Consider the following 22,450-nt stretch of genomic DNA (forward strand, 5'->3'; position numbering starts at 1 on the left):
TATCATGTCTAAATTTAATTTGACTATTTGGGCATTATTATTTTTGCTTTAAAGCCTTTGCCAGGTTCTGTGTCAAAATTAATAGTTCCTTTAACAGCCTGAATACGGTTTTCCATGTTTTGGAGACCATTTTGTACCATCTCGGTTTTTTCGCAGCCTTTACCGTTATCCGTATAATTTATTAAGATTGATTTAGGATCAGTTTCAAATTTTATGACCACTAGATTGGCTTCACTGTGTTTTTTCATATTCACCATTAATTCCTGTAAAACCCTGCTAATGGTAATCTTTTTTATCTCATCGATATTTTCCCAGTGTATGGTTTCTACATTGGTAACCATGATGTTTCTTTCGCTGGTATTGTAAGTCGAAAGCATATCTTTTAAGCTTTTTATAAAATCGGTACCAGTCTCAATTTTATTGTTTTCTCTTGAAATTCCCCTCACACGTCCATAAATATCATCTAATTTCTGAAGTAGATTTTCTTTGGTGCTTTCTGTAGATAATGGCTGAGATTCGGTAAAAGCAATGACGTTAAAGACATCGTTGGCCAATTCGTCATGAATTTTTTTAGCAATTCGGGTTTCGGTGTTGTACGAAGTCTTAAATTCTATAGCCCTGTTCTTATTTTTATAATAGCGTATTAAAATAACGATCAAAATGACTAAAAATACAAATACAATTACAAATACAATTCGGAGGTAAGTAGCTTTTTGAAGCGATAATAGGTTTTCTGCTTTTTCTAAACGAAGTTTTGCGTTTTCATCCTTTTCTTTTTTTGCATCGTATTTTATTTTTGCGAACTTATTTTTAAAATTATTTCTAACCTTAATAATACTGTCGTTTAACGCAAAATACCTTTGCACATATTGATTGTTTTGAGCACTGTGATCATTTGAAATTAAAATTTGCAATGCTTCTAATCTTTCATCGACACTATTTAGCTTTGTAGCAATATTGTAAGCTGCGAGAGCATTTATATTTGATTTTTGGATATCTTTTTTAGTGTAATAATCGGCAAGGTGAAGATAGCTTTCGATGCTTTTATATTCACTTTTAAATTCATTTCTCGTCTGGAGTGCTTCATTCATTAAAAGCAACCCCTTTTCATCCATTCCTTTCTTAAAATAAGCATAGCCCAAATTGTCTATAATTGTTGCATTGTCAATTGGTTGAACTTTGTTTTTTAAAGATTTATTTAAAAGGGATTCTAAAAGAATAATTGCCTTATCGAATTTTTTTTGCTGGATATAAACTGCCGCAATATTGCTTATTGGAATTTGCTTCTGAATAGGATCTATGATATCTTTTGCTGCTTCTTTATAGTAAAGAATGGCATCATCGTAAATAGAAAGTTCTTTATCAGCAATCCCTAATGTATTGTTTATTTCAGCCGTGTAAGCACTGTTCTTTTTAACATAAAGTAATGCTTCAGTAACTGTTTCCTTACTACCATAATAATCTCCGTTGACTTGCTGTATTGCTGCCATTTGAGTAAGTATATAACCTATATTGGCACTATCTTTTTTTCCGCTTTCTTTTAAAGTTTCATAAAGTTGTTTTGATTTATAAAACTCATCAAAGGCAGTATTGAAATTTTGATTACCGTAATTTTCAATAGCTTTATTTCTTAAAGTAAGGGCCTCTTTTCGGATAGATTCTTTGCTAGTATTTATGGTCTTTTTTTCTTCGCACGAAAAAAGAAAAAGAAGTAGAATAAAATAAAAAAACGGGGACCGTAACATATAAATTTACTTTCCCCGAAAATAGTAATTAATTAGATACTAAAAGTATATTTATTAATCTTTTGGTATTGGTGGCGGTGGTTTCGTAACATCATCACCAGGACCATCTGCATAAGTTGCTTTTACAGGATTAACAGCTTTTTCTGTATCCTTTTTTGGTTGTGTCTCATACTCATCAGGAGTACAAGAAAATATAGTGAACAATAGCGCAAAAGCTATAAAAAGTATAAATTTTTTCATTTTGATTTAATTTAGAAATTAGACATAGGTATTGCTGTCCGGAGTTAACCAGAACTTGTTTGGAGCAATACCAAATTGATTTTTAGGAAGTAAATCGTGTAGAACAGTAAGACGTTATTTATACTTCCTGAATAAACTCAGTCTTACGGTTTTTACACTGTTAATTTGAACTAGTTTTTATATTTGTTTTAGTCTGCAGACAAAACCTGAACTAATTTCTATTGCAAAGGAAAGGTGCTTTTAGACCTTTGTAGATAAGGGATTCCCGGAATTCCCGCGTTTTCCCAAGATTCCCGAAAATTCCTAAAAACAAAATACAATACATGGTAAATTTAGGCTCGTTAGAACGTGTTAGTGGAATGAAAAACCAATCTGACCTTTTATTATATAGAGACAAAAAGCGCTAAAAAGGTTGGATTAGATGATAAAAAAAGATGAATTGATAATATTGAACAAATTAATAAATTGAGATTAGTAGTAGAACCAATTCAGGCATCGGAAAATGATAAATAAATCATAGCATTACATTTTAATTTATTGGAAATTGAACATAAAGAGTCGAAAGAAGATCCTGAAAAAGGAAATCTTTTCTTTAATTTCAGAAATATATTTCTAGAAAAATGTCTTAGAAAATATATTTGGAAAAATGATTAGGATTGTAAATGGAGCGGTTGCTCTAATGTCATCTGCAAATTTGTATTTTGTGCAGCATAAAGATTAAAGTGAAAAATTTCGAAATGAAATTTTAAAGCATTTTCAAAAATAAAATGCGTAAAGAAGTAAAAATAATAATTTTTTAAGGAGTAATTCTGGCTTTTAAAGAGTTTGTTTTTTGGCATATATTTTCTGTTATTTATACTATAAAGATAAGAAAAAATAACCGTTAAACCTAATAAATACAAGGGAAAAGGTCGTTTTTTTATTTTTTTTCAGTAAATAATTTTTCATTTTTCAGGGTTTTAAATTTCTAATATTTAAAGCTATAAAACTTACTTTTTCTAGTGGTTGAATTGTAATAAAATTATCTATATTTATAAAAATATTGCATTAGGTTTTAATTTCTATTTACTTTCATTTTAAAAATATCTTATGAAAAAGCTTCTACTACTATGTATTGTTTTATGCACTTTTGGTTGCAAAAAATATGTTGTCTCGTTTGAACAGCCAACAGATATGAAACTGGATAACTTAAAACTTGAAGTACTTCTGGATAAAAAGAAAGTTCAGGAAATTAAATTAAAAGCAACAAATGAAATGCCTACTTATGAAACGGCAAAACTGCCAGTATCAGATGAAGGAAAACATTTGCTTCAGGTTAAAGTAAATGATACGATCTTTAGTTATAATATAAATTATCCCGAAGAAAGATATCTTCTTGTGACCACCCATTTAAAAAACAATGGCAAGATTACTATTGGAATTTTAAAACAACAATATCCTTTTAGAGTTCAACGATAAATGATTTTATTTTAGATAAAAAAAGCCTTTCACAACTTAATTGCGAAAGGCTTTTATATTTTTAAGGATTAGTTTTAGGATAAAAAATCCTTAAACCACAATCCCGAATGTTTTATGGTGCGTTGCTGCGTGTCGAAATCGACATGAATTAAGCCGAATCTTGCGTTGTAACCTTCAGCCCACTCAAAGTTATCGGTAAGGCTCCATACAAAATAACCTTCTACATTTAAACCGTCTTTTCTGGCCTTTAGAATTTGCTCTAAATGATCCTGAATATAATGAGTACGTTTGATATCGTAAACTTTTCCGTTGCTTAGAGTGTCGGGAAAAGCGGCGCCGTTTTCGGTAATGATAATTTTTTTAATGCCTTTATATTCGTTGAATTTTTTAAGGACGTGATATAATGCGGGAGGATAAACCTCCCAACCCATTTCGGTTGAAATTACATTTCTCTTTTCGGCACTTATAAGTTCAGCACCTATGTACGGAATCAGCATTGATGATTTTACAACTTCGCGAGTATAACATTGCAGGCCTATAAAATCAAAATCAAAAGCCAGATTATCGAGATCACCGTCTAAAATATAATTATTAAGTTTTTTTAATACCGGCAAATCAGTTTGCGGATAACCCAATCCCAGGATAGGTTCTATAAAAGTTCTGTTCAGTAAAGTGTCTACACGTTTTGCGGCTTCAATATCTTTAGGGCTTTCTGTTGCGGCTTCAATATGCGTACAGGAGAAAGTTGTACCAATATTAGCATTCGGAATCCTGTTTCGCACTATTTTCGCGCCTGCTGCAGTAGCCAGCGTTACGTGATGCATGGCTTTAAGATAATTGGTGATACCTTTTTTGCCCGGAGCATGAATACCCAGAAAATATCCTGCGCCTGTAAAAACAGAGGGTTCGTTGATCACCATCCAGTTTTTTACGCGATCTCCAAAATATTGTGCACAAACTTCTACATACTCTGAAAACCAGGAAACTGATTCGCGATTGGTCCAGCCACCTTTTGTCTCTAAGGCATGTGGCAGATCCCAATGATAAAGTGTTATCCAGGGTTCTATTCCGGACGCAAGTAAAGAGTCGATGATTTTGTTGTAATATTCTATTCCGGCTTGATTTACAGGATGAGTTCCTGTAGGCATAATTCTGGGCCAACTGATAGAGAACCTAAAATTCGGAATATTTAATTCTCGTATTAAGTCAATATCGTTTTGGTACGAATTATAAAAGTCACAAGCGGTTAAAGCATGATGTCCGTTTTTAATTTTTCCTTTTTGCGATGTAAAAACATCCCAAATAGAAGAACCTTTTCCATCGGCATCGTGTGCTCCCTCAATTTGGAAAGCGGCGGTCGAAACACCCCACAAGAAATCATCTCCAAATTGGTCTTTGTTCAAAAATGAGTTCTCTATTTTATTCATTCAAATAAGTTTTCCTTTATTTTTATTGTAATTTATTAATGAAGGAAAGACGATTGCATAGCTCTTAAAAACAGCCATTCTTTGAACGAAACCAGAAAATTTAGGTTGAAGAATTTCATAACGTTTAGTTTTAATCAAATTAATAAAACTAATGTGAATTTAACGTAAAGTCATTATTATCAAATGATTAAATAAAAAAAATGGAAAGATTTTTAATCTTCCCATCCGCAAAGTGTAAGGCCTAAACCTTTTGCCTGTTTCAGGGATGTTTTTACAGTTCCGTGATTACAAGATGATAAGCCGCGGCAGGTTTCATTAAAATGATACTTTTTTGCACCGGTTGGGCCACAAATATAAACAGCGGCTTCAGGAGGCATAAAAGAAGTTAAAAAAACAAATAGTAAGAGTAAGGAATATTTTATCATAGTTTTTATTTGACAATTAATTGGTATTTATTTCCTTGTAAATCGGTGGCATTTAGTTTTCCGTACGCAACCCATTCAGTGTTAATTTCAATATCAGGAATAGTATCGTTAAGTAAAATCCCGGCACCGTATTTTCCCTGAACATTGATATTTCCGAAAACCGAATCGCCGTCAATGTCTATTCCTTTCACATCATAATTGTATTCGTATTGCCCGGAATGTCCGGTTCTGTATTGGTATTGGTAAGTGTCGTTGACATGATACGTTTTTGCTTCTTCGGCTTTTATTGTTTTTCGATCATCGGGCGTAATTACTTGTTTTAAAAACGAATTAATTTCCGGTGGAGGAGGAGCAGAAGCTTTTTTACAGGAAAAAAACGTAATTAATAAAAATAAGATGAGGTAGTTTTTTTGCATAGGCGTTTTGAATAAAAAAAATTATTTAGTCAAATGTAAACTCATTTAGAATCGATATTTTATGGAAATCCGTAAATAAACAATGATATAGCATAAATTTTATTGGCTCAATCAAATTTCATTAATATCCTTTTCGATTAATTTAAACTTATCTTTTACATCATCTCCTGTATAAAAATCTAATAAATCTTTCTTTGTTAATGTTCCAATATTTAAAAAACGTTTTAAATATTCTTGATTAAATTCCATTAATAATATTGACTTTTCTAATTGTTTTAGAATTGCTTTATTATTTTCAATATTGTTTATTACTAATGATTTAATAGAAAGTATTTCATTGATGTCTTTGATAATTCTATTTACAATCATTGCAAGAACATTTTTATCAAGTTCAATTTCTTTTGAATTTAAAGCGATATCACGTGCAAGCATATAGGCAATGGCAAGATTAGAATAATCTCCTTTTTGTGAGTTTATGATAGCAATAAAACCTACGCTTGGAATGTAACCAACATTATCAAAATTTTTAAGTATTGAATTGTCAATTAATGAAATATCAAAAACAATTAAACTCACTTTTGAATCCCTGTTTGCTTGTGTTTCTATTAATTGACTCCAAGCTGTATCACTTTTTCTTGTGAATATTTCTTTATTTTCAATTTCTCCAAAGCGAATGCTTTTATCAAACTTACATTCAATCGCAATTTTTAAATCAGACATTCCATTTACTTCGCAAATAATATCTCCAGTTTTGTTTCTAGGAATATTTCCACTGGTATTTCCAGTTAAGAAAGCCCTGTCCTTTAATCTCTTTTCTGAGAAATAATTGTTGAGATAGTCTGCAATATCATCTTCAGCAAGTGAACCTTTTATTGTCGATTTATAAAAAAGTTCTTTTTTCATTTCGAAAATCATTTTGAGACTTTCAAGTTCTGTTCCCAATTCATTATTAGTTTTCGCTAAGAATGAAGAAATTCTATCTTCCATTAATGCTAAAACTCCAATATAAATTGCACGTAAAAGTTTTTCATCTCTTTCGCTTACAGAAAGGTTATCAAAGTAATTGAAAACGATTTGGTTTTCTATTTCAAACTCTTGGATTTCTAAGCGTTTGAGTTGCTGGTTTAGTTTTATTGTTGACATGATTAGTTTATTGTTGAAGCTTCTAATGCATCATAATGTAGTTTGTCATTTGTTTTTATTAATTCTATAAGATCATCGCATGCATGTTCTATATCTGAAATAAAATTACTGTGCGTTTGTAATCGATCAAGGTTATTAAAATGACTGAAGTAATGCAATAATTTAAGAATACGTTTTGATTCTTGTTTTCCAAAAACAACTTCGGCTCTCCCATCTACTTCCTCTTTCATATTAGGATATTTTGTTAATGTATACATTTCTAAAAATCTTCTTACTATATTAGGTATTGTAAACAATTTTGGAGATAATGTCCTGTCTGGATTCTTTGTAAACTCTAGTATTTCACCAAATAAGAAATGATATTCAGATGATATTGTACTAAATATAGCGGGTAATTTTTGGATTTCAGCTTCATTTTTATTTCTTGAAATAAAATATTTTGATTCCTTATTATTAAATGCTCCTTTTTTGGGTAATTCCTTTAGTAAATTTAAAAACTCTAAATTATGTGTTGAAACAAAAAGCTGTTTACATTTGAGAACCCACTGTAGGTTTTGAGGTTTATTAGGATCTATGATTTTTTTATCAAAAAAAATTTCCTTCAATAATGAATTAATTTGAAAAATATGATTACTATCCAAACTTGATATTGGATCATCAATGTATATGATATAATTATTTAATTTACCCTTTTCTTCTATACTTTTTAGATTAACAAAAAAATGTGAAAAAGAAATTGCCATTTTCTCCCCTTCGCTTAGATTTTCTGCTAATTCGCTTCCTCTCATTAAATTAAATTTTTTTGTTGATGTATTTAATCTAATTTCTATATCATCTCTACTTAAAAAACTCTGGATAAAAGAATTGAATAATATTGATCCTGCAGCATCACTTTCTTTAGATGAGTTAAGTTGAAATATTTCATTTGTATATTTCTTAACTTTTTGATCTAATATTTCTAAATGATTTTTAGCTTTTTCATATTTATTTTTTTTAGATAAATATTTTGTATTTTTTAAATATATTGCAACTAAATGATTTTTATAATGATCTCTCTCCTTAGTCATAATTTCATTGAAGTCATCAAAAAAATTATTATTTTCTTTAATAAGTTGATTAAAAGAATCAACACATTTTAAAGTATTAATATTACCATTTGTTTTAAAATTTATTTTGACGTTTGAATAAATTTTACTGGTATATTTCGATTGTAAAATCTTTGTAATTTTATTTAAATGTTTTTTGTAATTATAAATTTCCTTTGAAATACTAGTTTCTAATTTTGTAAACTGATGTTGAAAGTTTTCATTTAAATCATTTATGCTTAAAGGTATATTTAATTCTTTAAGTTTAACTTCTTCTTCCTCAATTAGAAAAAGAATGTCATCAATATCTTGCTTTAGTTTAGACGATTCATTTTGAAAGTAATTTAATAAATTTTTATACTTGGCATTACTTATTTGATTTCCACAAAATTTGCAATTATCATTCAATTCGTGAATCTCTAATCCTTTTTTTGCCCAATAATATGCTTTAGGATCATCATCTAAAATTTTTATTACATTAGATTTAGAAGGAATTGATGACAGCGCCGCTTTTGTTAATTCAATTATTTGTTCATAAGAACTTATAAAATTGATGTTTTCAATTTTAGGCTTAGCATTTTCAATTTTTACAGTTTTTACAATTTTTTCTAGATCTGGCTTTGATTTAATAATATGTTTTTCTAAGTCAGGAATAATTTTGTCTCTAATTTTTTTTAAATGTGCTTTATTGAATTCTATAAGGCTTGAAAAAGAATCGTTTTTAATTCTACCAGCTTCAATAGTAAATAGATTTTCGAAATCTTCATATTGTTGCATTATGATTTCTAAGTTTTCCTTTTTACCTTTAATAGATGAGGTACCAATAATTAAATCTATTAAGTTATTAAGTCTGTCTATTTCAGAAGAAATTTTAGCATTATTTCCAACTTCAAAAAAAATTGCATTTATATTCTCATCAAATTCCCATCGCAAATTTTCTTTAGCATACTCTGCATTAAAAACTAATACTTCATAAGGAAATGTGACTAAGTTGGTTTTATCATAACTAATATTGTCACACGATAATTTAAACGATCCATTTTTGTAGCTATTATGTATAGTCTTATCTCTCAAAGACGAAAATATTCTTGATAATGTTGTCTTTCCCGAATAATTCCATCCATAAATAATATTTTTTTCTTTAAAATTTTCAATATCTATAATGTTATTCCATTCGAAATTTTTATAGATGCCAAAATTTTTGATAAAATCAATTTTTGTTATCATATTTTATGGTTAAAATTCGACTTTCCATCTAGGGCTATACATATTCTCTGTAATTTTTATGTCATTAATTGAAGAAATAATACCCCCTCTTATTGCTCCTTTATTTAAATCATGAGCAAAAAATATTTCGATTCCTCCTTTAATTCTAAAACTATAAGGTTCAACTTCTCTCAATCCTTCATTGCTTCCATCTTTTTCTGTATAATCGATGAAAATTATTTTTAAATTTTGACCTGCATATATAATTGAATCTTTCATAGTTAATCATATTTAAATTTTACATGAGAATTAATATAACTGTTCAATCCAGAACCTGCTGAAGCTAATCTTTTCATATTTTCGACATTAACTTGTCCTGCTTTTCTATAGCTATATTGATAAGTACTTCCTGAAGAAAATCTTACCCTTATGTAATCTGATCCAATTTCATAAGCTGAAACTCCCGATCCACTGCTTCTATTTGCATATCTTTCCATAATTATATCTCAGCATAAATTTCAGACATTCCTTGATCACCTCTTTTATAATCATTTCGAGTACTAAAAGTATCATTAGTAACTTCTATGTCGTCGGCTTTTCTAAGGTCATATATTTTCCATCCCATTTTTCCAGATGATGAAAATCCGTCAATTTGATAAGCTCTTATTGCTTCATTCCCTGCAGTAGTTTTTCCGTAACAATGTGGTTCAACGACTCTTGATTTTCCTTCGTATGAAAACTCAATGATGTTTTGATTTTCGATTGCTTCAATAATTTGATTGTTCATAATTTTGGTTTTATAGTTAATAGATTAATTTTCTAAATCTAATTAGAATTGAGTTACTCAGGTAGAGTACTAATACCTGATTTTGTTTTACCTAATTATTTTTTTTAAACAATTCAAACTTAAACCTATTTGAAACCAGTATTTTATGGAAATCCGTAATCCGTATTTTTTTAAATTTTAAGCCATAAAAAAAGCCCCCGAAGGAGCTCTATAGAATTAATAATTTATAACGAGATTTTAAATAATCCCCATATCTTTTGCAATAGAAACCAGATGAACGGTATTATTTGCTTTAAAAAAGTCTTTTAGTTTAGAAAGTCTTTTTTCCATTGCACTTTTGCTGTTGGGTTTGATGCCTAAGTCTTTAAAGATTTGTATGATTTCGTCTTGTGCAGTTCCAGATGATAGGTGTTTTAAGATTTGAATGTCTAAATCATCGATTTCAAAATTGCTTTTTTCCTGAAGCGCCGCAGCAACTTCATAAGAAATAAATTTTTGATCTGAAGTCGAAGTGATATGAATTGCCTTTTTTAGATCTTCAATACTATTTCGGCCTTTTAATACAAAGCCATCAATATCAGCATTATCAAAAAGAGACTTAATGCGATGGCTTTTATCTTCTACAGAATAGGCTATAATTTTAATATCTGGCTGTAATTCCCTAACTTTTTCAACAAGTTCATCGCCACATGTAATCTGTACATCACGATGGTCTTTTTTAAAAGAAAGATCACTAATTAATAAGTCATAAGGTTCATTATCCAGAATGGCTTTTCGTATTTTTAGAAAAGCATCATCACAATATTTTGCATGCTGAAAATTGACAATATCTAAGTTTTTTAAGGTTTGCTCGATTCCTAAATTTATATCTTCAAGATCTTCGGCAATTATTACTTTTTTAAACATAAGGCTTTTATTTAGGCAGAGTTATTTTTACTTTGAATCCTTTATCAGGTTCAGTGTCAAAAGTAATAGTTCCTTTTATGGCCAGAATACGGTTTTCCATATTTTGCAAACCATTTTTTGCAATTTGATTTTTTTGGCAGCCTTTTCCGTTATCCGTATAATCAATAAAAATAATTTTTCCGTTGCTGTCAAACTTTACAACAACCAATGTGGCCTGACTATGTTTTGTCATGTTGACCATTAACTCTTGCAGAATTCTGTGAATAGCGACTTTTTTTATATTATCGACTAATTCCCAATTCACTTTTTCGATATTATTTATAATGACGTTTGTAATGTTGGTATTATAAGTCGAAAGCATTTCTTTTAAGTTACCGGCATAATTTGTTGTAACATCAATAGTACTATTTTCCTGCGAAATTCTGCGAACGCGGGAATAAATATGATCTAGTTTTTGAATCAGCGTTTCCTTTGCATTCTCGCTGCTTAAGGGCTGCGTCTGGGTAAAAGTCATGGCATAAAAAACATCGTTTGCCAGTTCATCATGAATATCTTTGGCAATACGGGTTTCGGTATCGTAGGCGGTTTTTATTTTTTCGATTCGGCCTCTGTTTCTATAATAGCGTATTAGAATAACAATAACAATTATCAAGAAGATCACCCCAATTCCGGCCACTACTTTTTGATATTTTTGTTCCTGTATCGACAATAAATTCTCTGCTTTTTCTAATCGCAGTTTTTGATTTTCGTCTTTTTCTTTTTTAGAATCGTATTTAATTTTGGCAAACTTGTTTTTAAAGTTGTTGCGAACCTTTATAATACTATCATTTATAGTAATATACTTTTGTGCATATTGTGCATTTTTATTTCCGGAATCATTAGAGATTAAAAACGATAAAGCTTTCAAACGTTCATCGACACTATTAAATCTTGTAGCGATTTCATATGCCGCCTGAGCATATTGATTAGATTTTTTAGAATCAGTTTTTAAAAAATATTCTGCGAGGTGTAAATTGCTTTCGATGCTTCCGTAAAAATCATCAATTTGTTTTCTCAATTGATAACCTTCGTTCATTAGGGAAAGTCCTTTTTCGGTTATTCCATTTTTAAAATAAGCAAACCCTAAATTGTCAAGAATCCGTGCTTTTCTAACAGGATCTTTGCCAAGAGACTTTTCGTTTAGAATAGGTTCTAAGATAGTTATGGCTTTATCATATTTTTTTTGATGAGTATATACAACAGCAATATTATTTAAAGGAGATTGTTTTGATCCTTCATCTGTGCAATCTTTTAGCGCTTCTTTATAATAAAAAATAGCATCATTATAAAGAGAAAGTTCTTTATCTGCAATTCCAAAGAAATTATTTATCGAAGCACTATATACATCTTTCTTTTTAAGATAGGGTAAAGCTTCTGTTAGTGTTTCTTTACTGCCATAATAATCGCCGTTTATTTGTTGAATAGAGGCCATTTGAATAAGGTTGTAAACAATATTTACACTGTCTTTAATTGTTTCAAAATTTATTTTTGATTTATTAAAAGAATAAAAAGCACTATTAAAATTCTTATTCTGGACATTTGTTATTCCAATTTTTTGAAATTCGACAGCTACTTTTATAATGGATGTTCTATCTACAGGCTTTATGTTTTCTTTTTTGCAGGAAAGAAAACATAAAAAGATAATACAACAAAAAAACGGGGATCGTAACATAAATGGTACTTTCCCCGAAAATAGTGATTAATTGTAAATTAAAGACTTTTATTGATTATTATTTTATTGTTTTGGCGGTGGTGGTGGCGGAACCACGATAGGAGAATCTCCAGGTCCGTCAGCGTATGCTGGTATTTCAGGTTTTGTTTTAGTATCTTCGAAATCATCAGCAGTACAAGAAATCATAGTTGTCAATAGAGCGCACGCTCCCAATAATATTAGCTTTTTCATTTTTTTTTATATTTAAGGATTAAGCATGAGTATTGCTGTTCGGAACTTTTCCGGAACTTTTAGTGCAACATCATTTTGTGTTGGGAAGTGAAGTGTGTAGACAGTAAAATTTTATTTATACTTCCCGGATAAACTCCGTTTTACGGTTTTCCACACTTTGTTAATTAAACTAGTTTGTACATTTGTTCTAATCGCGAAATAAAACAAGAACTAATTTTGTTATTGCAAATGTAAAGCGCTTATTCGCCAGTGTTTATGCGGAATTCCAGGAAGTCCTAACTTTCCGATTATGTACTGAAAATCCTAAAAGAAATCCTAAAAATCCTGAAAGCTTATGGAAAAAATTACTCGAGAAAATATTGAAAAGAACTACAGAGAGGCTATTATAAAGAAGTATAGAAGTGAAAAAGTTGATGGAAAATATTCACATTATCTAGATAATCCTTCGCAAGCACTTCTCAGAGATTTATGTTGGGAAATTTTTAGTTTATCCCCTAAGGAAAATGATTTAGTTGTATATCGAAATTTTTTTAGATTTGATTTTAACTCAAAAGATGAAAATACTTCGATTACTTATACTAATAAATTTAAAAAAGTCGGAGCTTTTTTTCGTGAGGATAAAGTACCAGCAAAAATTACGACTGTAGAATTAGCAGCAATTTTAGTCGATTATGAACCACGACCTTTTAAAAAGTTTAGAGAAAAGGGTATACCTATTATTGAGCAACCCATAGGTAGCCCTAAAATTCCTTTTGCATTTGGTATAAAGGATAAGAGAGAAGAGGAAATTGAAATTGAAGGGAATGAAATTGAGAATGAAAATAAAAATTATCAGGAAGACCAAATTGCTAATCCTGCTAATCAAGAAACATCTCCTTATAGTGAAGAAGAAGTTGAGATTGAACAAATAGTACCACAAAGAATCAGTTTATTTTTAATTATAAAAGAGAAACTCTTAAATAGACTAAAAAGAAAAATTAAAGTAACAGCGATAGGAGTTGCCATTGTGTTATGCGTAGGGTTTGCCGCGATTTATGAGTTTTTTCCAAGTAAAGGCTGCATGCAATGGACTGGTACTAAATACGAGATAGTAGATTGTGATTTGAAAGCACCAGATAATAACATTGAACTATTAGATGCAAATCAGGTTAACATGGAAAGGATTAAAGTTTGCGATACAACGGCATTTTTTGTAAACGAGAAAGCAGTTGTTTTTTATGCCAGATCATCAGATTCATTAGAATGCTTTAATCAAATAGGATATCATCCTGAAAGAAGAAGTTTGTATTTAAAACCTATAACTCATTATATGATTGGTAGATACGTAAGTAATAAGCCATATAAATAATCGTTTTGAATTCAATTTCGTAAAGCAATTCTTTAAACCTGAATAAAATTATGTAAATCAAACCGAAAATTATAGAACATTGTTGGCTGACTTTAAAACTAATTTAGCATAAAATAATTTTAAAGAAATCAAACATGAAAACTAAAAGAATATTATTCGGATTATTATTGAGCATTGGTTTATTTGCAGGATCTTGTAGCAGCGATGACAATGACGGGGAAACAATCGTTCCAATTCAGGGGAAATACAACCTTAGCCAAACAGGAGTAATTATCGATGGGAAAGAAGTTTTAACAGATGCTCCGCAAAATCAAGCAGGATGTAGTAGAGATTATTTAGATCTAAGATTGAGTAATGCAGCAGTTATTGGTGATTACAATGGTTCTGATTGTGCCTTAGTAGAAACTGCAGGAACTTACGTAAGATCTCATAATGATTTAACGCTTACTATTGGTGCTTTAAGCTCAACTAGTGATATCATGAACCTTACAAACAAAGAGCTGAAATTGAAAGATAAAGCAACTGGTATTATTACTGTTTATACAAGATAATTTATCAAAGTAAATTTTTCTAATTCCTTGGGAGAATTAGAAACGAAAACGGAAACGACTTTCTAAAAGTTGTTTCCGTTTTTTATTGTTTTAATTTTAAACTACAGGGATATAAATATCAAAAGTAGCTCCTTTATTTTTTTCGCCTTTTGCAGTGATGATTCCGTTGTGGTTTTCTACTATTTTTTTTACGATTGCAAGGCCAATTCCTGTTCCGGTGTATTCGAGTTTTCCGTGTAAACGCTGAAAAACTTCGAATATCTTTTTGCTGTACTGGGGTTCAAAACCAATACCATTATCCGATAAACTAATGTGGCAGTAAGTTGCTTCTTTAACTAAAGATTCATGATCTAAATTTTCGCCTTTGGTAAATTCACAGTTTATTTTTATTACAGTAGGGATATCCGGATTGGCAAATTTTATGGAATTACTGGCCAGATTATACAATAATTGTCTGAACTGAAACGGAATAATATTTGCTTCGCAGGTATTTTCAATTTCTATTATGGCTCCTTTTTGCTCCAGTTCTTCTTTCAGGTCTTCTTTTACCTCATCGATAATGGTAGAAAGATTGACTTTTTCGAATTTTCTTTCCTGAATATTGGTTCTCGAGTAGGAGAGCAAATCATTAATAAGCGTTTGCATTCGCTGTGCTGCATTTTGCATTCGCTGAAATTTATCTTTTCCTGAATCGGATAAATTCTCAGATTCTTTCTCGATAATCTGCGTTGCAAAAGTTTGAATTTTTCTTAAAGGTTCCTGTAAATCGTGACTCGAAATATAGGCAAACGACTGAAGCTCTTTGTTCATTTGCTCCAGTTCGACATTTTTTTGCGCGAGTTCTTTGGTACGCGCAGTAACTTGTTCTTCTAATTCCTGGGTAAAAGCTTTTTCTGTCTGGATATCGGTAAAAGCACCTACCCATTTAATGATTTTATTGTCTTTATTCAAAACAGGTTCACCAAGAACAGAGTGCCATCTATACGTTCCGTCTTTCCTTAAAACCCTCACATCTGCTTTATACATTGCTCCGGTTGCCAGGCTTTTACTCCATACTTTATTGTTTTCCTCAAAATCGTCAGGATGAATCATGGCTTTCCATACTTCTTCACCACTAGGAACTACTCCTGTATATTCAAACCATTTGCCTGATGTAAACAAAGCGTTTCCTTTATCATCTGTTTCCCAAATAAGCTGCGGAATACTTTCGGTGAGGGAACGGAATCTTTTTTCGCTTTCTTCTATTTTTTTTCTTGCCTCTACTTTTTCGGTGACATCAATCATGGTGATTTTTATCCCTGAAATGCTATCGTCTAACTCGCGCTGAGGTGCAAATTCAAAATCGATATACATTTTATGGTCAATATTATCAATAGTAATATAAAATAAAGACTCAGATTCTGAATGCAGATTTCCGCTCGTATAAACGTCATTTAGCAGTTGGGCATATTTTTGTTTTTGGAGTTCCGGGAAAACCTCTAATATATTTTTACCCTGAATGTCTTTTTCATTTTTTCTCCAGATATTTTTCAATAAGGCACCATTGACCATTTCGATCAACATGTCTTTCCCTTTTAAAATTGCTTTAGGAACGGGAGATTCCATTACCAGTCTACGGAATCTTTTTTCGCTGGCTTCAAGTTCCTGCTGGTGATTTTTTTCGTCGGTAATATCTCGTATAGTTCCTAACAATCTTTCAGGATTGTTTTCGGAGTCATAAAATACTTTCCCTTTTGCTTCTACCCAATGAATAGATTGATCATCCCATATTACCCTGGCTTCATAATGAATGTTTCCTAAGGCAATAGCTTCTTTAAAAGCTTTCTCCCGTATGTGTAAATCATCAGGGTGAACATGGCTAAGAAGTTGGGCATGAGTTAGATATTCCTTGTTTTTATAACCTGTTACTATTTCCAGATATCGGTTGGAATATTGAAGGTTTTTTGTTTTTACATACAATTCCCAAGTGCCCAGTTCACTGGCTTCAACTATAATATTGAGCCTCTCTTCGTTAAGTTCCGTTTTCTTTCTGGCCTCAACTTTTTCAGTAACTTCGGTTGCGGTAACGATGATGCCTGAAATTTCTCCATTTTCTTCTTTTAAAGGATGGTAAAGAAAATCAAAATAGAAAATTTCCGGATCTCCAGATCTATTGATCGGCACCGGCAATTCATTTCCGTGATAAGGAATACCGGTTGAATACACAGTATCCAAAAGCTCGCCAACGGTTCCTTTTACTTCCGGCAAAGAATCGAACAAAGGTTTGCCAACAAAGGCACTTTCTTCTTTTCCTACCAATTTTAAATAAGCTTCATTGGCCATTTCTGCTACGTGGTTAGGACCGCGTAAAATCGTAATTCCTACAGGAGCTTGTTTCACCGTATTTCTGAAACGTTTGTCAGCTTCTTCAACTTTTTGTCGGGCATGTACCTGCGGTGTATTGTCCAATACCCAAATGGCAATTTTGGTTACTTTTCCTTCTGTATTTTTTAGCGGAGCATAAACAAAAGTGACATATATTTTTTCTTCTTTGCCATGTCTGATGAGATTCATCTCCACCTCATTGGCATAAAACGGATTACCTTCTTCAATTACCTTTTGCAACGGAACTTCGTAGGCAGCTCTTACCTCAGCAAAAGCTTCCCAATAATTTTTTCCTGCAATTTCCTCGTATTTTTTTCCTGCAACTTCTATGAAACTGTCGTTTACAATTTCAGTTATTAAAGTTGCTGCATCCAATACGCAGATACCAATAGGCGATTGCGACACCATACTACGCAGGTTTTGTTCGCTTTCCTCTGTTTTTTTCTTGGCTAAATTCAGATCAGTCAAATCGACTCCGGTATTCATTACGCCATATACATTGCCGTTTACGTCATATATAGGCGTTAGGCTGTAATTAAAATAATAAGTATGTAATTTTCCGTCAACAGTAAGATCAAGAGGCGTATTTTGGGTATGAAAAGATTTTCCACTGGTTAAGACTTCACTAATTTGTTCAAAAACCAATTGGTTATCCAGTTCCGGAAGCACATCTTTAAATGATTTTCTGATAACGTCATTCCCTTTTCCCCATATTTTTATAATAGAATCATTGGCGAGTTCAACAATCATGTCTTTTCCGGCATACAATGCAATTGGGAAAGGTGCATTTTCGACCAGCTCTCTTACTTTTTGCTCACTTTCTACCACTTTTGATCGCGAAAGCACTTGCGAAGTTACTTCTATCGCAATTCCTACAACTCCGGAAATAGTGCCATCGGCTTCTCTCAGGGCTTCATAAACAAAATTCAAGTACGTATCTTCTATTTTGCCGTTTCGGGGCAGCTTAACAAGTTGCTCGTTGGCAACAAATTTTATTCCGGTTTTGTACACACTATTGAGTACATCTTCAAGATATTGATTTCTTGTTTCGGGTAAAGCGTCAAAAACAGGTTTGTTAATAATTTCACTGGCTTCGACTCCCCATAACTGAATCATCTGATCGTTGGCAATTTCTACAACATGATCTGGTCCTCTCATAACACACATGGCTACGGGAGCCTGCATGATGTTGTTTCTAAATCTGTGATTACTTTCTTTAAGAGCTTCAGTTGCTCTTACTTTTTCTGTAGTTTCAATCACCGTTACCAGAAGACCGCCTACAACGCCATTTTCTTTTTTAATGGGGCTGTACGAGAAATTAAAATAGCAATCTTCATCATATCCATTTCTGTCTAATGTGAGCTTAAAATCAGGAAAACTAACAGAACTTCCATTCATTACATCATGAAACATAGGAGCAAGGATATCCCAAACTTCTGAGAATGTGGTTTGAGAACTAATCCCTAAAGCTTTAGGATGTTTTGAACCCAGAATTTGACTGTAAGTATCGTTGTATATTTGGGTATAATCTTCTCCCCAAACCACTAACATTCCAAAGGGATTGTTGAGCATTAGGGCCACAATGGTTTTAAGGCTTTGCGGCCAGTTTTCAGGATCGCCTAAAGATGTTGTACTCCAATCTTTAGCGCGTATCAATTTGCCCATTTCTCCACCATCGGATAGAAAATAATGTTTATGATCTGTAAAACTCATTCTGGAAACGAATTAGGGGTGGAGTATAAATTGCTCTCTTAACGGTTGCCTGAAATTATTTTCGGACGCCAAAATAAGGGCGTTTTCGATTACTTTTTTTAATTGAGAAAATTCGCCGGGTTTACGAATGTAATACGTTGCACCTTTTGCATACATCACGTCGACAATTGCATTGTCCAGCGAAGTAGAAAAAATAATCACCGGAAGGTTTTTGAGATTTTCACTTTCTTTTATTTCTTTTAGACATTCAGAACCATTTTTTCGGGGCATATTAAGATCCAGAAAAAGCAGGTCCGGTAAATTGTCTCTGGAATGATCTGCTAAAAAATCCATAAGCTGCACGCCATCATTAACAGTTACGAGAGATACGGGAAGCGTTAATTCATCCAGTGCTTCTTTAAAAAAATCGCAATCATCTTCATCATCATCCGCCAGCAATAAATTGTAATTCTGTTTAATCATTTTGAATATTATAAATTTTTTACTTTTCCAGCAATTCAATTCACATTTTACTTTTTTGCATTATCCTGTTTTGAACTGTCTTTCTCTTAATTAGAGATCATATTTAATTTAAAATCGATTTAATTCTGCTAAGATAGAACTAATTTTATTACTATTAATCAGTACTATACCGATAAATTTAACGCTTTAGATTCTAAATCAATAATTTGTGAATTTTGGGTATTGTTTTTAAAATTAATGGTTTACGGTTTTTTATAGGTTCTTTTTTACTGAATTATAAAAATAAAAAAAGAGTTTACATTGTACAACAATTGTTACTATCTGCTTATCACGGAAATTAACCTCAAAAAAAATCCGTCAAAAATTTAATTTAACGGATTTTAATATAGCATCTTGGTTAATATTAGTTTGTAAATATTATGTTGAGATGGTTAAACCTTTAGCTTTAAAATTGCTAAAAAGTACCTGACGCGCACTGCTGATAGTTTCTTCGGTACGGTAAATACTGCACCAGAATTTTATTTGCAGTTTGAATTTTTCATCGGCAATTGCAGTGTAATAAATATGCGGAGGTTTCGTATTGTTTACCAAATCCATGCTTTCAAGAGAGGATAATATTAAGGCATTAATGTCTTCCGGCATAACATCTCCGCTGACTTCTGCAGCAATTTCTACCAGTTTAAAATTATCAGTATACGTCCAGTTCGTAATGTTTTGCGACAATAAATTACCATTTGGTATAATAATTTCCGCACCGTTTGCCGAGTTGATTTTGGTGGTACGCAATCCCATCGATTTTACTCGCCCGGATTCTGAACTAATATTGATTACGTCTCCAATTTGTATGGGTTTATCAAAAATCAAAATAATCCCCGAAACGAAATTGTTCACCACACTCTGAAGTCCAAGTCCGACACCAACACCCAAAGCTCCCAGTAAAATACTCAGTTTGTCTAAAGGCATTCCGGATGCAGCAACGGCCAAAAGGTAACCGCAAATTAAAACCACAAGTCTCGTGATCAATAATTTAGAATGTTGCTTTTTGTTGATGTTTTCTTCGTTTTCATCATCAACTTCACCAAAAAAGTACGCTACATAATTCTGCAATAAATGCGCAACCCAGATAATGATAAAAAACAGTACGATGTTTCCAAGCGTAAAAGTGATACTTCCGATGGTATTGGGATGACTTAATAATGAATTTAAACCCGTACGTAAAGATTCCCAAATGTTTAAATTGGCTGCAATGACTACAATCCACATATAACTAATCACGATGATGAAAGGTTTTTTGAGTGTTTCAGACAAGCTTTCGTAATCAAAAATCTTTTCGATACCACGTTTTACACGGGTCGTATAAATTTGTAAAAGGATAATTTCCAAAATTATTTTCAAAAGTACGCTTAGTGCAACAATTTGAGTAAGCGATATAAAAGCAGTTATGCTTAACATATTGGCAAGAGAAACTCTTCCAAAAAGATTATTAAGGATTGCCAGTACATTCAGACCAATAAAAATGATCGTTGCCCATTTAAAAAATCCTTTGTAGTAAAGCTGATCTTTTAGGGTTTTAATTTGAACGAATCCATAACGAACACCCAAAATATTGATGATAATAAAAGCGCAGCGTTGTATAAACCCAACGGCTATAAATAAGTCAAGGAAACACAATACAAAAAATAAAACTAAAAGCAACAGCCAATTGCGCATCGCCACTTTTGACCAATTGTCTTTGAAGAGAATCGTAATAAGTCCCAAAAGACCAAGCTGAATAAGCTCTATAAACATCGCCGGAGCATACAAATTACTCACTACCGCAATATTAAGACCTACTACAGCAACTGGAACGATGATGCCGTTATTGATATATTTAAAGTTAAATTCAGATAAATGTTCTTCGTGGCCATTATTTTTAAGGTATTTTAAATTACGAAAAATGTACCAGCCCAATAATCCCATTAATAATACCAAAAAGATCAATGCGCCTGCTTTATAACTCAAATAGTACGAAGCGACATTTTCTTCGATAATTATTTTAGCCCTGATATTTTTTCCGACTAATTTTTTAGAAGTAGAATCGCTGATATTCCACAAAGCAGGATATTCTTTTCTGAGCATGCTTATTCCGGATTGTTCCAATTTACCTTCTACGGTAATTAGCGCATTCGAAACGGCAATTTTTCGTTCTACGGTAAGTCTTTTATTGGTATTTAAAATGCCCTGATTTTTGTTCATTAAACTGTCTGTGCTCAGGTATCTTTCTTTAAGATTGGCAAATTCTTTTTTAAATTGCTGGCGTTTAATGGTATCTTTCAAAAGTCCCATTAAAGTCTTATCCTTGCGCAAATCAATTACCCTGCCTTTGATTTTTTCAAGCGCCAGATTGCGGGAATTAATTGCCGTATTTTGTTCGTCAAGTTCGTGTTCGATTTCTTTGAGCACAATACGATACATTTGCTGGTTGCGCACGTTAGGGTTTGCCCCTTTTAAGCTTACCAGAATAAGATCGAGTTTTCCCTGCGTTCTTTTAATTTCTCCAAACAAACGATGACTGTTTCCGTCAAATTCGGTGTCATTATGAGCAGATTCCAAAACTTCTCCGGCTTTTTCGATCGCCATCAAATAATCGCTGTCGGTAGCACTTTCTTCAAAAAGTTTCGATTTGGTCTGGGTTTTAGGCGGAGTAGTATCAGCTTTAACCGGTGCAGTTTCAGTTGTAGCCGCTTTGGTTTGTGAATAGGTTAACGGCGCATAAAAAAAGACAGCTAACAGGGTCAGTAAACCAATAAAATTTCTTTTCTGAATCATAATATAAGGCAATGAATTTAAGGGTCAAATGTAATTTTTTTTGGGTTATTTATGATGGAAAGTATGATAAAATTTGGTTAAAAGAGGTTTTGCGGGGTTGAGTTTAATTGTGTTGGGTGTTATTTTTTTGCCACTCCCGATAGCTATCGGGATAAAGGATTAAAATGATTTTTTGAAAGATGGAAATTTTAAAAATTAATGATGTCACCAACTTTGTCAAAGTTCAAAACTTTGACAAAGTTCTCAAAAGGAGTATTTTTTGTTACTGCATTTTATTTCAACATTGTATTTTTTTAATCAGTGGCTATAATTTTTAAACACATAGAAACATAGCTTTAGAGGGCGAAAAAAAAGTCGTTTCACTTCAACATGAATTCACATAGTAAGCTGTCAGGAAATCATCGGTTTTTGATATAGGTTATAG

General features: G+C 31.9%; 19 protein-coding genes. 3 read left to right on the forward strand and 16 right to left on the reverse strand.

The features are described 5' to 3' along the window. Positions 1-23: 23 nt before the first annotated feature. Entirely contained in the window at positions 24-1,745 is a 1,722-nt protein-coding gene (locus FLP_RS20935; RefSeq protein ID WP_065451451.1) for a tetratricopeptide repeat-containing sensor histidine kinase, read from the reverse strand. A gap of 54 nt (positions 1,746-1,799) precedes the next feature. After that, a complete protein-coding gene (locus FLP_RS20940) occupies positions 1,800-1,985 on the reverse strand; it encodes a hypothetical protein (protein WP_065451452.1) in 186 nt (61 codons plus the stop codon). A 1,089-nt stretch (positions 1,986-3,074) separates the two neighbouring features. Between FLP_RS20940 and FLP_RS20950 the strand changes: the two genes are divergently transcribed. Next, positions 3,075-3,443: a hypothetical protein gene (locus FLP_RS20950; protein WP_123921692.1), complete on the forward strand. Its 369-nt coding sequence runs from the start codon at positions 3,075-3,077 to the stop codon at positions 3,441-3,443. Between the two features lie 74 nt (positions 3,444-3,517). Here FLP_RS20950 and FLP_RS20955 read toward each other — a convergent pair whose 3' ends face one another. The 11 genes from FLP_RS20955 to FLP_RS25580 form a co-directional block, all read right to left on the reverse strand. After that, entirely contained in the window at positions 3,518-4,870 is a 1,353-nt protein-coding gene (locus FLP_RS20955) for a GH1 family beta-glucosidase (RefSeq protein WP_065451455.1), read from the reverse strand. Between the two features lie 212 nt (positions 4,871-5,082). Continuing rightward, a complete protein-coding gene (locus FLP_RS20960) occupies positions 5,083-5,295 on the reverse strand; it encodes a hypothetical protein (RefSeq protein ID WP_243397502.1) in 213 nt (70 codons plus the stop codon). A gap of 5 nt (positions 5,296-5,300) precedes the next feature. Next, positions 5,301-5,711: a hypothetical protein gene (locus FLP_RS20965; RefSeq protein ID WP_089477418.1), complete on the reverse strand. Its 411-nt coding sequence runs from the start codon at positions 5,709-5,711 to the stop codon at positions 5,301-5,303. A 111-nt stretch (positions 5,712-5,822) separates the two neighbouring features. Next, positions 5,823-6,854 (reverse strand): hypothetical protein, encoded by a 1,032-nt coding sequence (locus tag FLP_RS20970; protein WP_065451456.1) that lies wholly within the window; start codon positions 6,852-6,854, stop codon positions 5,823-5,825. Positions 6,855-6,856: 2 nt separating this feature from the next. Beyond that, positions 6,857-9,166: an AAA family ATPase gene (locus FLP_RS20975; RefSeq protein WP_065451457.1), complete on the reverse strand. Its 2,310-nt coding sequence runs from the start codon at positions 9,164-9,166 to the stop codon at positions 6,857-6,859. A gap of 9 nt (positions 9,167-9,175) precedes the next feature. After that, positions 9,176-9,424, reverse strand: coding sequence for a hypothetical protein (locus tag FLP_RS20980; protein ID WP_065451458.1), 249 nt, complete (start codon positions 9,422-9,424; stop codon positions 9,176-9,178). A gap of 2 nt (positions 9,425-9,426) precedes the next feature. Further along, positions 9,427-9,642, reverse strand: coding sequence for a hypothetical protein (locus FLP_RS20985; RefSeq protein WP_065451459.1), 216 nt, complete (start codon positions 9,640-9,642; stop codon positions 9,427-9,429). A 2-nt stretch (positions 9,643-9,644) separates the two neighbouring features. Next, entirely contained in the window at positions 9,645-9,932 is a 288-nt protein-coding gene (locus FLP_RS20990) for a hypothetical protein (RefSeq protein WP_065451460.1), read from the reverse strand. A 237-nt stretch (positions 9,933-10,169) separates the two neighbouring features. Beyond that, positions 10,170-10,838 (reverse strand): response regulator, encoded by a 669-nt coding sequence (locus FLP_RS20995; protein WP_065451461.1) that lies wholly within the window; start codon positions 10,836-10,838, stop codon positions 10,170-10,172. 7 nt (positions 10,839-10,845) lie between these two features. After that, positions 10,846-12,549 (reverse strand): ATP-binding protein, encoded by a 1,704-nt coding sequence (locus tag FLP_RS21000; protein ID WP_065451462.1) that lies wholly within the window; start codon positions 12,547-12,549, stop codon positions 10,846-10,848. Between the two features lie 63 nt (positions 12,550-12,612). Further along, positions 12,613-12,780 (reverse strand): hypothetical protein, encoded by a 168-nt coding sequence (locus FLP_RS25580; RefSeq protein ID WP_165606701.1) that lies wholly within the window; start codon positions 12,778-12,780, stop codon positions 12,613-12,615. 334 nt (positions 12,781-13,114) lie between these two features. Between FLP_RS25580 and FLP_RS21005 the strand changes: the two genes are divergently transcribed. After that, the gene (locus tag FLP_RS21005; RefSeq protein WP_065451463.1) at positions 13,115-14,128 is read left to right on the forward strand and encodes a hypothetical protein; all 1,014 of its coding nucleotides are present in this window, start codon (positions 13,115-13,117) and stop codon (positions 14,126-14,128) included. Positions 14,129-14,262: 134 nt separating this feature from the next. Further along, positions 14,263-14,679: a lipocalin family protein gene (locus FLP_RS21010; RefSeq protein ID WP_065451464.1), complete on the forward strand. Its 417-nt coding sequence runs from the start codon at positions 14,263-14,265 to the stop codon at positions 14,677-14,679. Between the two features lie 96 nt (positions 14,680-14,775). Here FLP_RS21010 and FLP_RS21015 read toward each other — a convergent pair whose 3' ends face one another. The 3 genes from FLP_RS21015 to FLP_RS21025 all read right to left on the reverse strand — a co-directional run bounded on the left by FLP_RS21015 (position 14,776) and on the right by FLP_RS21025 (position 22,026). Continuing rightward, positions 14,776-18,756: a PAS domain S-box protein gene (locus FLP_RS21015; protein ID WP_065451465.1), complete on the reverse strand. Its 3,981-nt coding sequence runs from the start codon at positions 18,754-18,756 to the stop codon at positions 14,776-14,778. 12 nt (positions 18,757-18,768) lie between these two features. After that, positions 18,769-19,218, reverse strand: a complete 450-nt coding sequence (locus tag FLP_RS21020) for a response regulator (RefSeq protein WP_065451466.1) — start codon at positions 19,216-19,218, stop codon at positions 18,769-18,771. A 417-nt stretch (positions 19,219-19,635) separates the two neighbouring features. Next, positions 19,636-22,026 (reverse strand): mechanosensitive ion channel family protein, encoded by a 2,391-nt coding sequence (locus FLP_RS21025; RefSeq protein ID WP_065451467.1) that lies wholly within the window; start codon positions 22,024-22,026, stop codon positions 19,636-19,638. Positions 22,027-22,450 lie beyond the last annotated feature (424 nt).

The sequence above is a fragment of the Flavobacterium piscis genome, from assembly GCF_001686925.1.
GTDB classification, from domain to species: Bacteria; Bacteroidota; Bacteroidia; order Flavobacteriales; family Flavobacteriaceae; genus Flavobacterium; species Flavobacterium piscis.